The organism is Thainema salinarum CENA647 (assembly GCF_057732415.1).
This window is the reverse complement of record NZ_JBYJZJ010000026.1, coordinates 1-12,959: the sequence shown is the minus strand read 5'-3', so window position 1 is coordinate 12,959 and position 12,959 is coordinate 1. Positions and strand designations below refer to the sequence as shown.

11 protein-coding genes and 4 pseudogenes are annotated in these 12,959 nt (G+C 50.1%); 8 read left to right on the top strand and 7 right to left on the bottom strand.

Translation table 11 applies throughout. The features are described from left to right. Positions 1–7: 7 nt before the first annotated feature. Positions 8–1,168 (top strand): transposase, encoded by a 1,161-nt coding sequence (locus AC286M_RS35350; protein WP_488207701.1) that lies wholly within the window; start codon positions 8–10, stop codon positions 1,166–1,168. 110 nt (positions 1,169–1,278) lie between these two features. On the opposite strand, the pseudogene AC286M_RS35345 reads toward AC286M_RS35350, so the two are convergent. From AC286M_RS35345 to AC286M_RS35335, 3 genes and pseudogenes are all read right to left on the bottom strand, one after another. Beyond that, a pseudogene (locus AC286M_RS35345) lies at positions 1,279–2,784 on the bottom strand (type I restriction-modification system subunit M). A gap of 98 nt (positions 2,785–2,882) precedes the next feature. Further along, complete coding sequence (locus AC286M_RS35340; RefSeq protein WP_488208924.1) at positions 2,883–3,035, bottom strand: hypothetical protein; 153 nt, start codon at positions 3,033–3,035, stop codon at positions 2,883–2,885. A gap of 185 nt (positions 3,036–3,220) precedes the next feature. Then, the gene (locus tag AC286M_RS35335; RefSeq protein ID WP_488208923.1) at positions 3,221–3,820 is read right to left on the bottom strand and encodes a ParA family protein; all 600 of its coding nucleotides are present in this window, start codon (positions 3,818–3,820) and stop codon (positions 3,221–3,223) included. A gap of 551 nt (positions 3,821–4,371) precedes the next feature. Between AC286M_RS35335 and AC286M_RS35330 the strand changes: the two genes are divergently transcribed. The 4 genes and pseudogenes from AC286M_RS35330 to AC286M_RS35315 form a co-directional block, all read left to right on the top strand. Beyond that, positions 4,372–4,872 (top strand): hypothetical protein, encoded by a 501-nt coding sequence (locus AC286M_RS35330; protein WP_488208922.1) that lies wholly within the window; start codon positions 4,372–4,374, stop codon positions 4,870–4,872. Between the two features lie 40 nt (positions 4,873–4,912). Continuing rightward, positions 4,913–5,206 (top strand): hypothetical protein, encoded by a 294-nt coding sequence (locus AC286M_RS35325; protein WP_488208921.1) that lies wholly within the window; start codon positions 4,913–4,915, stop codon positions 5,204–5,206. Next, positions 5,199–5,483 (top strand): GIY-YIG nuclease family protein, encoded by a 285-nt coding sequence (locus AC286M_RS35320; RefSeq protein ID WP_488208920.1) that lies wholly within the window; start codon positions 5,199–5,201, stop codon positions 5,481–5,483. The genes AC286M_RS35325 and AC286M_RS35320 overlap by 8 nt, the downstream gene beginning before the upstream one ends. A 131-nt stretch (positions 5,484–5,614) precedes the next feature. After that, a pseudogene (locus AC286M_RS35315) lies at positions 5,615–6,046 on the top strand (IS21 family transposase); the annotation flags it as partial. A gap of 24 nt (positions 6,047–6,070) precedes the next feature. Here the strand turns inward: AC286M_RS35315 and AC286M_RS35310 are convergent. Then, a protein-coding gene (locus tag AC286M_RS35310) for an IS5 family transposase (protein WP_488208919.1) occupies positions 6,071–6,885 on the bottom strand; the annotation gives its coding sequence in 2 pieces (ribosomal slippage) (positions 6,071–6,505 and positions 6,508–6,885; 813 coding nt in all). 87 nt (positions 6,886–6,972) lie between these two features. On the opposite strand from AC286M_RS35310, the pseudogene AC286M_RS35305 reads away from it, so the two are divergent. The 3 genes and pseudogenes from AC286M_RS35305 to istB form a co-directional block, all read left to right on the top strand. After that, positions 6,973–7,173: pseudogene (locus tag AC286M_RS35305) on the top strand (IS21-like element ISAcma26 family transposase); the annotation flags it as partial. Positions 7,174–7,335: 162 nt separating this feature from the next. After that, a pseudogene (locus AC286M_RS35300) lies at positions 7,336–7,638 on the top strand (Mu transposase domain-containing protein); the annotation flags it as partial. 379 nt (positions 7,639–8,017) lie between these two features. Then, positions 8,018–8,815 (top strand): IS21-like element helper ATPase IstB, encoded by a 798-nt coding sequence (istB, locus tag AC286M_RS35295; protein WP_488208918.1) that lies wholly within the window; start codon positions 8,018–8,020, stop codon positions 8,813–8,815. A gap of 222 nt (positions 8,816–9,037) precedes the next feature. Here the strand turns inward: istB and AC286M_RS35290 are convergent, their stop codons facing one another. The 3 genes from AC286M_RS35290 to AC286M_RS35280 all read right to left on the bottom strand — a co-directional run bounded on the left by AC286M_RS35290 (position 9,038) and on the right by AC286M_RS35280 (position 12,869). After that, positions 9,038–9,256, bottom strand: a complete 219-nt coding sequence (locus AC286M_RS35290) for a hypothetical protein (protein WP_488208917.1) — start codon at positions 9,254–9,256, stop codon at positions 9,038–9,040. 224 nt (positions 9,257–9,480) lie between these two features. After that, positions 9,481–11,316 (bottom strand): recombinase family protein, encoded by a 1,836-nt coding sequence (locus AC286M_RS35285; RefSeq protein ID WP_488208916.1) that lies wholly within the window; start codon positions 11,314–11,316, stop codon positions 9,481–9,483. 392 nt (positions 11,317–11,708) lie between these two features. Next, positions 11,709–12,869 (bottom strand): transposase, encoded by a 1,161-nt coding sequence (locus tag AC286M_RS35280; protein ID WP_488207701.1) that lies wholly within the window; start codon positions 12,867–12,869, stop codon positions 11,709–11,711. Between the last annotated feature and the right edge of the window lie 90 nt (positions 12,870–12,959).

Genomic DNA, 12,959 nt, shown 5'->3' with positions numbered 1-12,959 from the left:
AACAGCCATGACTGCCTACCCACCTTCAGTATCCTCCAGCCCAGCCCTAACCGATGAGGTCACGTTGACTGCCGCCCTAGACTGGGTCTCGGCCCAGATTCCCCTGGAGACTCAAGGGGTTTACAGCCCGCAGACGTTTTATCACGTTTTGCTGTGGGCGGCGAGTCGGCAGGACACGGTCGAACATGCGTGTGAGGTGTTAACGGGCGTGCCCAGTAGTAATGATGTGCGCTACCATCTCAACCAATTGGAGGACATGGCCCAGTTAGAGACCCAGGCGAATGAGGCGCTACAGGGTCGACTGCCGGAGGGCATCGGCAATCATCGTCACCGCCTAGCGATTGATTTACATCTGATTCCCTACTATGGCGTGCCCAACCAGCAGGAGATGCCGTACATCTATCGGTCTCAAGCTAAAGCGGGCACGACCACCTTTTTTGCCTATGCGACGGTCTATGTCATTGGCCGCCATCAGCGAGTCACCCTAGCTCTCCATGCGATCCCCCGTGGGGAGACGATGGTGGCGACTCTAACAATCCTATTGGCTCGATTGACGACCTTGCGGGTGAAGATCAAACGACTCTATCTCGACCGAGGGTTTTACAGTGTGCCGGTGATTCGCTGGTTACAGGCGCTGCACATCCCCTTTCTGATGCCCGCTATCATTCGCGGCAAACGGGGGGGAACCCGCGCCCTCTGCCACGGTCGCCACAGTTATCGAACTCAGTATACGCTCAAGAGTCCGGAGTATGGGTCGGTGGTGTGTCAGATGGCGGTGGTGTGTCGCTATCACAAAGGACGTCGTCATCGGCATGGGATTCAATACCTGCTGTTTGTGGTGTATCGGGTGGAGGTTGCCCTGGCTCACTTACCCTCCCACTACCGCAACCGTTTCGGCATTGAAACCAGTTACCGCCTGAAAAATCTCGGCCGAATTCGCACCACCACCAAGCATCCGGTTGTGCGCTTTTTCTATGTAGCCTTGGCCTTTATTCTGGTGAATTTGTGGATTGGGTTGCTGTGGGCTTATGTCAGCCAGTCGCAACGTGGGGGGCGACGAGTCTATCGAGCCCTCTTTCCATTGAAAACCATGCTGGAGTTCCTCTCTCATGCAATTGAGCGACGCTTTCCTCTCATCCAGGCGGTTTTTCTACCAAACTCTACTTAAAGTTTGTGATCTACTGAAACTGCTTATAGTCGCCTGCATCTACTAAACCGCGCAGGATAGTGGCTGCTCCCCAGAGATAGCTTTCCAGTTCTGTCTGGGAAATTGTCGTTTTACTCATTCAACCAGCCTCCTTCCACCATCACCTTTTGCAATTGCTCTTCTGCCTCCCGGCAGCGCTCCAGTGCTGCTTTGAAATCTGCGATCGCTTCCGGCAGCGGCGGAATATCTTGCCCGATGGGCGGCAACACGTAGCGGGAAATGTTCAGCGTACCGCCTTCCTTCTCAATCTCGCTTAGGGTCACCACCTTAGCGTGGTCTTCCACATCGGTAAAGTTCTGATACCACTGGAGAATGGTCGCTGAGTGCTCTGGCTCCAGATAGTTTTGGGCGCGTCCCTTACGGAACAGGCTAGATGCATCGATAATCAACACCTTTCCAGCGCGCTCGCTAGGTTTTCGCTGACGCAACACCAGAATACAGGCTGCCAACCCTGTACCGTAAAACAAGTTTGGAGCTAAACCAATTACTGACTCAATCACGTCAAGCTCCAGCAAATGCTGCCGGATTTTGCCTTCCACTCCACCTCGGAACAGCGCCCCTTGAGGCAGCACCACTGCCATGCGTCCGTGAGGCTTGGCCATCGAGGTAACCATGTGTTGCACCCAGGCAAAGTCACCGCTCTTATCTGATGGCAGCCCAGCAAAAGCTCGCCCCCAAGGATCAGACTACCAAATCTCTCGACCCCATCGCTCTAAAGAAAAAGGTGGATTAGCAATCACCACATTAAAGGTGGCCAGTCCTCCACCGGGATTGGTGAAGACAGGCGATCGCAGGGTATTGCCCCGCTCAATGGTGAAGTCCTCAACCCCGTGCATTAGCAAGTTCATCCGTGCTGCCGATGCCGTCGTCAGGTTCTTCTCCTGACCATATAGCTTGCCAAAGAATGTGCGTGGGTCACCGCCCCGCTTGCGAATCCGTTCCACGGCTGCCAGCAACATGCCGCCGGTGCCGCAAGCTGGATCGTAGACCGTCTCGCCTTCCTCCGGAGCCAGAATATCGACCATGAGGTTTACGATGCTACGCGGGGTGTAGAACTCCCCCGCTTTATTCTTGGTAGCGTCGGCAAAGTTCTTGATCAGGTACTCGTAAGCGTCGCCCATCACATCGCTAGCGACCCGCTCATTCCCCAGCTTGAATGACGAGAAATGCTCGATCAAATCCTTCAGTAGGGCATCGGGCAGTCGCTCTTTATTTGTCCACTGAGCATCACCAAACACTCCATAGAGGTGTTCCTGATTTGCGATCGCAATGTTCTGCATGGCATTTTGAATCGCGGTGCCCACATTACTCGCCGCTTCCCTTACATCTCGCCAGTGACTGCCCTCTGGAATTTGGAATCGGTGCTCATCATCAAATGCCTCACCGTATTCCGCAATCATGCGATCTCGCTCTTCGTCCCACACGTCACAGATCCGTTTAAAGAACAGGAGTGGCAAAATGTAGCTTTTCCAATCCGTGCGATCAACGGGACTACCCCGCAAGATATTGGCTGCTTCCCAGAGCTTGGACTCCAATTCTGGCAGGGTAACGACATCAAATAAATTGCCTTGTGTCATAAGTGAGGAAAGAAAGCAAAGCGATCATCATTTTATGGGTGTAAGTCTAATCGCTTCAAACCTTGGCGTGAGAAGAATTAAGTTACATGAGTATCTATCTACTCGTCTACCTGGGTACCCAAAGATTTAAACTGCTGCCATGCTTCAGCAGATCCTTTCTCCCGTGCCACTCGCATAAATGCAGCGGCAATCTCCTCTAAGAAGTCACTGCGATCGCACTGGATTTCCGCGTCATCTAGATCAAGCAACACACGGTCAATCTCTTTGCTGAGCTTTTTAGGGATACGGAATGAACACTGCATGTATTTTGGATCATTCCGCTTGGCAATCGGCTTGTCTGTAGGCTGAATATCTGGGTACCCAGCTTTTAGAATATTTGAACTTTCAGCAGGTTGTGTATCCGGCTTTGCAGCACTCAGAATATCCGTGAACCTAGTTACTCGGTCTTGACCGCTTTTAGAATTTCCTTTTTTAGGCTTGTCCAGTCCCGCCACGGTATTCCCCCTCCTCTCACTTCATTAACTGGTGTGCCTGCCGCTGCTGCTTCTTTGTATGCCTTATAGAACCGGATGCCCCGGCTGAAGACTGGAAAACCATTTTCCTTTAGCAGTTCCATTGCCTGTTCTCCGTCCTTTTGCGGTCTGGGTGGAACCATCGTTAGCAATACTCGCCAGTTCGCATTAGATGGCAAAGCTTTTGTCAGCATAGCCATTGCATCGAGGCCCAAAGTATCCGGTGTGGTGGGAATAATCAGCAAATCGCAGCCCCTAGCCAGTTCTTCAACTTCAGCGTCATTGGGGCGGGCTGGTGTATCGATGACGATCCAATCGAAATGTTGCGATCGCAGTACCCTTGCAGCCTCCATATCACCGCACACTTGAAAAGGCAGCAAACCAGGCTTGGCCCATGTTGATGCTGAGCGGTTAGGGTCGCTATCAATCAGAAGGTTGTCGCCATCGAGCAATGTTGCCAGATGGATTGCTGATGTCGTTTTGCTGACTCCCCCTTTATACGAGGCTAGGCTGATTACAGGCATAGTCACTCCTTGATTCAGGAATACCTTATCCTGTACCCAGCTTTTCAGCACACTGCATATCTAAATATGTAGCTATCAAAATATTTAAATATTTGGGTACCCAGTTTTTCAGATAGATAAATACTCAAATTGTCAAATATCAACTGGCACAGCGAGTCCTTGATTAATTGCGTCTCGAAGCAGGTGATCCATCCTTGTAAAACAAGGCTTTGAGCAATACCAGCAAAACGTCTGGACTAAAAATGGACTGATTTTTCTAAATAGCCACTAAATCAGAACGAGAAATCAGGGGTTTCAGCCGTTGTGCCACTTCTTTTGATCTGGCTGGTTTAGTCCACTGATTAAATAGAACAAACGATCTTAATCAAGGCGATTATTTCAAAAATCCGGTGAATGCAGATTTATTCTGAATATTAATTCAATGAAGCGCCTTCAAAATCGTTAGATTTTGGTGAGTGTGGCGCATATTAAAAATAGTGATTGCAGAACCTTTTCCCTGAGTCATGAATGAGCCAAACGTTGCCCAACAATTGCGAGCTTCAGTAAAGCTAGTGAAGCCAGAACTGTTGGCTGATGTTCCTGATGACTATAATGCACGGCAGACATTTAACTATCTGCGTCACAGAGCAACCAACTATGAAGAGTTGCTAGAGCAGCACAGAGCGCAATATGGGAATGTAACCCCGGCTGAAAATAAGGCTTTGACACAGGGCGCGGCAGATGTGATCATTGCAGCCTTCCGTTCTGAGAACACGAATTTGCTGTTAGGGAATGCCAGCACTCCTTTTGCTAATTTTACCCGTGCGATCGCAAATCTTTTAGGCATAGGTTCAGGGATTGACCTTCAAGCCATTCATGACGCAACGAGAACTTTAAAGAAGTCTCAAACCATGTATAAGTCATGGAACGAGCGCTATCGACGGCAGCGAGAAATGGTCTTAGAGATTGTCAAAGCTGCTGACCCAGAGATCTATAACCGAGTCAAGGACATCTATAGCGCTAACTCAAAAGCTAAGCTTGATGCACTTGAGAAGGAGTTGTTCGGTGGCTAAGAGAACAACCCAGAAAAATAAACAGACTGGCATCAAGGCTATGAAGTTGGTCGCTATCAAGCAAGAGTGCTATGCGATCGCGGGTGTGGCTACTACGGCGGAACTGAAGCGAAAATATCAAACATTGGCAAAGGGTCGGGACTTTCGGAAGCGTAAGACCTGGGAACATGTGCTGAAGAACTTACAGCAGGATGGAGATTGGCTTGGTATCCGTCTCACCGACCTGGAAGATCAAGCCGCTAAAGAACAAGAATTTACAGCGGCAGAGATTGGAACGTTTACCTTTACTCCTGAACGGGTAGCTATGGATCAAGCAGCTGAGAACGATGATTAAGTCTGATGCCCTCCCTCATTCTCTGCCTGAAATCAGTGCCATCTATCGAGTTTGGCATCAAGGTCAGGTTGTTTACGTCGGTAAGGCAACTAACCTAAAGCAACGTTGGATTAGCCATCATATCTACCCAAAGCTCTATCAAACTTACGGTGCAGACTGGACAGTTGACTGGGTACCGGTACGAGTCAGTCACTTAAACCGGGCTGAAGCTTTTGCTTATCGCCACTTTAGACCTATTCTCAATCAGATTGATCCTTCCACTATTAGACGACAATGACATAGGCGGGTGAGACCTGCCGACGACAGTTACACAGCCGGGTAGAGAGCACCATTTTTTATCACCTGTTCCAGTTGTCGTCATAGAAAAAGACACTAGAGGCATCTCCCAAGAATGTGGGGAAGCCACCAGTGCCCAAACAAACTATTCAAAGTTATCAAATCAAAGTGTATAAGAAAGCGCGAGAGCTCGGCCTAACGCAGAGTGATGCAGCTGCGATTGCCGACTTTTCAGACCGAACCGGTCAACGAATTGAAGCAGGGACGCATCAACCCAATCGAGGTCGCTTGCGGGATTGGCGCACGAGCGCCGACCCGTTAGCTGGGGTATGGGAAGACGAGTTGGAACCGATGTTGCGGCGCGAGCCGAGACTGAAGCCGATGACGTTGTTCGAGTACTTGCAAGAGCGCTATCCGGGTCAATATCCGCAAGTGCTGCGCACCCTGCAACGGCGAGTGAAGACGTGGAAAGCATTGTATGGTGAAGCACCGGAAGTGATGTTTGAACTACGCCACGAGCCTGGGGTGATGGGCATCTCCGACTTCACCGAACTCAAAGGCGTTGAGAGCTGATTTCTAAAACAAACCTTAAGCTGCTTTACGCCGTAGCATGAGTCGAATCAACGCCCCATAAATCATGGCTTCACTGCTATCGGTGTACACCTCGTAGTCTTTGCTCAACCGCCGATATCGGTTCAACCAACCAAAGGTGCGTTCTACTATCCAGCGTTTGGGCAAGACTTCAAACGTCTTATCCGAGCGCTTGATGACCTCAACCCGTACGGCCTCTCCACAGACCTGACGTACGGCCCGAGCAAAATTAGGCCCCGAGTAACCTTGATCAACATAGACGACCTCTAAACGGGATAAGCGTTCACGCGCTTCATGCAGTACCACAACGGCCCCTAATCGTTCCGAAGCATTCGCTTCAGTCACTAAAACGCCCACCACGAATCCTTGGGAATCGACTACGATATGGCGCTTACGGCCTTTAACCGTCTTGCCACCATCAAAACCATAGACCGCCCCCTTTTTTCCGTCGTTTTGACCGACTGCGAGTCCGCGATCGCGATGCTGGAATCCACCTCTCGCCCCATCTCTTGCCGCAACTCGCCGCGCAACTCATCGTGAATTGCCGGCCAAATCCCTTTGCGCTGCCATTTGCGGAAATATTTGTAGACCGTTTGATGCGGCGGGAAGTCATGGGGGAGCATTTCCCACTGACAGCCCGTGCGTTGGACATAGAAAATCGCGTTGAGAATGTCCCGTAAATCGACCTCGCGAGGATGCCCAAAGCCCTTCGGAGCCGGTAGCTTCGGCTCAATCACTATCCATTCGGCATCGCTCATGTCACTGGCGTAAAGCTGGCGTGTGGGATTAGCAACCTCTGGCAGACGACTCATCGTAAACGGCAGAACGCAACGTCTCTACGATAAAAACAGAATGCTTTCACATCGCTCCGCTTTAGATTCTCTTTAGAACTCAGCTCTGAGATTACGATTAACGGTCAACCGTTTGAGCATCTGCTCTACCACTACCGCTTAGCCTACAGTGGTTGGCGCTATGCGCAAGTGATTCAAGGGGGTGAGAGCTTTATCGCCCTATCTGAAGGATTGCAGAATGCCTTATGTGCCAGTGGTGGAGCTCCCAAAGAGCATCGCACCGATAGCCTGAGCGCCGCCTATCGCAATACCGGTGGCACAGGTCGCAAACCGTTGACTCGCCTATATGATGACCTGTGCCACCACTACCGTCTAGAACCGACGCGCAATAACAAAGGGATTGCTCACGAAAATGGCGCGATTGAGTCTCCCCATGGCCATCTGAAAAACCGCATCACCCAAGCGTTGTATGTGCGGGGTAGTACTGACTTTGAGAGTGTGGCCGCCTATCAAGCGTTCATCGCAGCTTCGGTTGACAAGCTCAATCAGCAGCACCAGGCGAAGTTTGCCGAAGAGCAGAAGCATTTACAGCCCCTGCCCAATCATCGGGTGGCTGATTATGAAGTCCTCACCGCCCGCGTGAGCACGCGCAGCACCATTGACGTGCGCTGCATCCTCTACACCGTGCCCTCCCGGTTAATTGGTCGTCAGCTCGAACTGCATCTGTATCATGACCGCATCTGTGGCTACCTGGAGCGCCAGTTGGTGGTGGAACTGCCACGGGTGCGCGTGACGGCCAACGATAAACGGCGCGCCCGGTGCGTCAACTATCGCCATGTTATCGAAGGTCTCAGGCGCAAACCCCGCGCCTTCCTCTACTGCACGTGGCAGCACGACTTATTGCCCAATGACCACTATCGCTCTCTATGGCACCAACTGGAGACGTCTTTTGACCGCGATTCTGCCGCTCGGTTAATGGTTGAAGCACTCTACATTGCGGCTACGCAAAACCGAGAAGCGGCAGTGGCTCAGTATCTAGACGCGCAATTAGCCTCGGGCACAGTAACGCTGAGCGCGCTGCGTCAACACTTTCAACTCCTGAGCGAGTCCGTCCTGCCGAACATCCAGGTGCAACAACATAACCTCAAAGATTATGACCAACTCCTCCGAGCCGACCCCACCGATCAGTCCTTACCAGAGCCTGAGTCTGCACCTCAAACAACTGCGGCTTTCTCACATGCTCCAGCATTGGGAAAGCCTCGAACATCAAGCCATGCAAGACCAGTGGTCTTACGCTCAATTCTTGCTGGCACTGTGCGAATTGGAGGTGGAGCGGCGCTGGAGCCTGCGCCTCCAACGCGCCCTGCAAGAGGCCCAACTGCCCCCGGCCAAAACGGTTTCCAACTTTGAGTGGCGCCATCTCCCCCAGCTCAATCCGGCTCCTTTGATGCAACTGACCACCGACACCCGCTGGTTGGAGCGAGCCGAAAACTGTTTGATCTTTGGCCCCTCTGGCGTGGGTAAAACCCATCTAGCAACTGCGATCGCTCGCGCCATTGTGGAACTGGGCAAGCGGGCTAAGTTCTTTGTCGCCACCACCTTGGTTCAGCAGTTGCAGCAGGCTAAATTACAACTGCAACTGCCCGCTTTGCTCAAGAAACTCGACCGCTTTGACTTGCTGGTGATTGATGATCTCGGCTATGTCAAAAAGTCAGAAGCCGAAACTTCTGTCCTTTTTGAGTTGATTGCTCATCGCTATGAGCGGCGTAGTCTGCTCATTACCGCGAACCAGCCCTTCAGTCAGTGGGACGCTGTCTTTGCCGACACCATGATGACCGTTGCCGCTGTCGACCGGCTGGTTCATCATGCTCTGATTGTTGAAATGCAGGCCGATAGCTATCGCAAACGGTCGGCCGCGACGCGCTCCGCTCACGCTTCATCTCAGGCTTAATCCTCATTTGGTCAGCGATCATAGCTGTCACGACAGCTATGATCGCTTATTCATTCCGTTATTCATCGGCAACGGTTCAACTGACGGATTCGCCTATCTAGCTGTCGCGTCACGCCAAAAGCTTGACATTTGATATTCCACACAGCTTGGAAAAACTCAGCCTCTTAAAACAGCTTCGATGAGTTCCTAAAGTGTTTTACAGCTGCACATGCGATCTAAACTTTACTGTTTATCAATGTCGAGAACATCAAACAAGTTTGTTTGCCTCCAGTCCGAATCCAAGTTTTCTGGCCACTGACTCATATCTAGCTCTATTGCTTGTTCAATTGGATAGCGCTCCATGTCCCGAGATCTATAATTGACTGGATTATAAAGAGACACGATTTCCGTATCACTTAACTGACGTAGCGCTGGAAGTCGTTTTTCAATGTAGGATTCCATAGCTTGGTAGTGCTTACAGTCATGGCACTTTGGTAAACACCCTGGGATAGTACAGTAGCATCCTGAAACATCATTTAACGAAAAATCAAACTTGCATTCTTTGCATCGATGAGTCTTCAAGTTTGTGTGAGAGGAAAGGAGACTAATTGATGTTGAGCTGCAATTGGGACATTGTAATATTTGGGGTTTAATCATTTTCCAACGAATCAGCCACTCTTGCCTTGCTAAAGAGACGCGCAGACAGTGCTGGTTGAAAGTGGTGTACTCGTTGTACATGGCGACTCCAATGAAGGGGACGTTTGAGACTTCAGATTGATCTGAGCAACCTGACCGTCCTGTATGAATATTTTATCGATGACCTTGGAGTAGATGGTCACCTTCTCATCACTCGATAAGGTCGTCCAAAAAGAGAGATTGTCGCCCCTAAAGATCAATTCTGCTGCATCTTTATGGATGTAGCTGTTCTCACGCTGTTCTTCTTCCGCAATATCGCGATCCAGTTTTGCTTTGGCTTCTTCGATGTGATGGTGCGTCGCAATGTTGTCCAGTGCTGCCCGACTTGCTTTGAGTTCTTCCAGCTTAGACTTCACATATCGACCTTGAGGATTCTGCCAGTATCGATACTGAGGGTTAGTGGTTTTGACGAAATCCGTGATTTCTGACTCAGATGCGCCATTGAGATTTAAGACAAGGAGTACGAGATTGTCATGGTCTTTTCGTTGATCCATCGCCTCTTGCTGCATTTTGTTAGAGGTGAGTACGAGCTCCTGAACGAGATGCTTCTCTATGTCACTCTTTTTCGCGTTACCGTGATTTGAGCACCCTGCACCCGCGAATCGGCAACCAAAATACTGATACTTGCTGTTGTGACTAGTTTTGGGTGTACATCGGGCATGGCATTCATTGCAATAAACCAGGCCATTGAGATAAGCATAGGGCTGATAAACAGAGCCATCGTTAAGATTCTTGTTGAGCCCTTTGTTGCCAATCCGTCTAGAGATTTTGAGTGCTTCAAAAACTTGAGCGGCTTCATCAGAGGAGAGTAAAACTTGATCCGGATGAGTGTTCTCTAGAAACTGTGGAGTATCAAGCTTTTCTTCATCTCCATTCTTTCCGTCCGATGGTTCAATCCGGTTCTGTTGTGGCTCCTGTGTCCCTGGTGTTTTATCTCCGCCGCCAAAATAAACAGTATGACCTTGTAAAACAGGATTAGATAGCCACTGAACAAAGCCATCAGGCGTCCAGGATAAAACTTTAACAGCTCCGCTTCTCCGGCCCTTTTTTCGTTCAATGCCATATTTCTGAAAAAACTTGTGGATTGCGCCACGAGGGCTTTTCAACTCAAGAAATAGCTGAATTACTTCCCGGAGTAATTCATACATGGTGTATCCGGGAACTGGGGCATTCTCTGGATTCGGGTCACTTATATCCAGAGCTGCCATATCTAAGCTATCTACATTGGGTTTATCCGCTAGCAGACATAAGAAACGAGAGTGATCGAGCCGATATTTATGTTTTTCAACGGTGTATCCTAATGGCGCAATGTCATTGGCATATTGCTTGCTGCGGCGCTGTCGTTTTTCGCTCTTGACCCGGTTGGCCAAATTCTTCGTTTCCATCTCGGCAATAATGCCCATGACACTGAGCAGAACTTGCCCAGACACTGAACTCAAATCTAGTAGCGGAAAATCTAAGATTTTTAACTCAGCTTGAGCCTCTTCAATGATGTCGAGGATATGGTAGAGATGTCGTTGGGAACGAATGAGTCGGTCTAAACGTGGCGTGACAATCGTATGAACGTTACCTGCTTGAACCTGTTCAAGTAGCTTGTCTAATTCAGTCCTAGAGTTTTTCTTACTAGCAGACTCAATATCTTCATAGATTGGGCCTGCACCATAGTGTTTGACGAGTTCTCGTTGTCGAGCGAGCGACTCAGATTCAGAAGCTTGACCCTGAGTAGATACGCGAATGTATCCGGCGATTATTTTTTGCATAGGCTGTAGTAAATGCTTAATGTTGAGGTAAAGGGTTCCTGAGATCTTGTTGAAGCCAGACTCCATCAGGCTAGATCAAGAGTCAGAGAAATGTATCGAGCTGCCCTTTTTCATGGAACACTCATACTATATTGTGCAGAACAATGCAAGCTTTGGTCTGCACAAATTTGGTTAGAAAAGAGATCATCTCATTCAGAAGGTGCACTAGCAAATCTCTGTCGCAGCAAAGATATTTGGTGAGTTTTCAAGCGTTGGAGCTTTGCTAGTAGAACCAGCGGGGGCATTTGGACAGAAACCTACGGTTTCGCCTAAAACTCCCTCAGAGTAGGGATTTCAAAGTTTGCCCTTTCTCCTGAATATTTGCGACTTTAAGCAACTACTCGTTTGATTTTTGAGGGTTCTAACATCCATTCTTAACGGAAAATCAAGAGGTTCAGAGTATCAGTAGATCACAAACTTTAAGTAGAGTTTGGTAGAAAAACCGCCTGGATGAGAGGAAAGCGTCGCTCAATTGCATGAGAGAGGAACTCCAGCATGGTTTTCAATGGAAAGAGGGCTCGATAGACTCGTCGCCCCCCACGTTGCGACTGGCTGACATAAGCCCACAGCAACCCAATCCACAAATTCACCAGAATAAAGGCCAAGGCTACATAGAAAAAGCGCACAACCGGATGCTTGGTGGTGGTGCGAATTCGGCCGAGATTTTTCAGGCGGTAACTGGTTTCAATGCCGAAACGGTTGCGGTAGTGGGAGGGTAAGTGAGCCAGGGCAACCTCCACCCGATACACCACAAACAGCAGGTATTGAATCCCATGCCGATGACGACGTCCTTTGTGATAGCGACACACCACCGCCATCTGACACACCACCGACCCATACTCCGGACTCTTGAGCGTATACTGAGTTCGATAACTGTGGCGACCGTGGCAGAGGGCGCGGGTTCCCCCCCGTTTGCCGCGAATGATAGCGGGCATCAGAAAGGGGATGTGCAGCGCCTGTAACCAGCGAATCACCGGCACACTGTAAAACCCTCGGTCGAGATAGAGTCGTTTGATCTTCACCCGCAAGGTCGTCAATCGAGCCAATAGGATTGTTAGAGTCGCCACCATCGTCTCCCCACGGGGGATCGCATGGAGAGCTAGGGTGACTCGCTGATGGCGGCCAATGACATAGACCGTCGCATAGGCAAAAAAGGTGGTCGTGCCCGCTTTAGCTTGAGACCGATAGATGTACGGCATCTCCTGCTGGTTGGGCACGCCATAGTAGGGAATCAGATGTAAATCAATCGCTAGGCGGTGACGATGATTGCCGATGCCCTCCGGCAGTCGACCCTGTAGCGCCTCATTCGCCTGGGTCTCTAACTGGGCCATGTCCTCCAATTGGTTGAGATGGTAGCGCACATCATTACTACTGGGCACGCCCGTTAACACCTCACACGCATGTTCGACCGTGTCCTGCCGACTCGCCGCCCACAGCAAAACGTGATAAAACGTCTGCGGGCTGTAAACCCCTTGAGTCTCCAGGGGAATCTGGGCCGAGACCCAGTCTAGGGCGGCAGTCAACGTGACCTCATCGGTTAGGGCTGGGCTGGAGGATACTGAAGGTGGGTAGGCAGTCATGGCTGTTACTTTATTATTGGTTAGCCTGACCCTACCCCTTTCCTGATGGACATACTTGCTTTTGAGAGGATTTGTGATCTACTGAGTATA

Coding starts and splice junctions, on each gene's coding strand:
- AC286M_RS35335 (WP_488208923.1), bottom strand. CDS start 3,820: ATGCCTGTAATCAGCCTAGCCTCGTATAAAGGGGGAGTCAGCAAAACG.
- AC286M_RS35285 (WP_488208916.1), bottom strand. CDS start 11,316: ATGGAGTCTGGCTTCAACAAGATCTCAGGAACCCTTTACCTCAACATT.
- AC286M_RS35350 (WP_488207701.1), top strand. CDS start 8: ATGACTGCCTACCCACCTTCAGTATCCTCCAGCCCAGCCCTAACCGAT.
- AC286M_RS35280 (WP_488207701.1), bottom strand. CDS start 12,869: ATGACTGCCTACCCACCTTCAGTATCCTCCAGCCCAGCCCTAACCGAT.
- AC286M_RS35325 (WP_488208921.1), top strand. CDS start 4,913: ATGAAGTTGGTCGCTATCAAGCAAGAGTGCTATGCGATCGCGGGTGTG.
- AC286M_RS35290 (WP_488208917.1), bottom strand. CDS start 9,256: ATGGAATCCTACATTGAAAAACGACTTCCAGCGCTACGTCAGTTAAGT.
- istB (WP_488208918.1), top strand. CDS start 8,018: ATGACCAACTCCTCCGAGCCGACCCCACCGATCAGTCCTTACCAGAGC.
- AC286M_RS35320 (WP_488208920.1), top strand. CDS start 5,199: ATGATTAAGTCTGATGCCCTCCCTCATTCTCTGCCTGAAATCAGTGCC.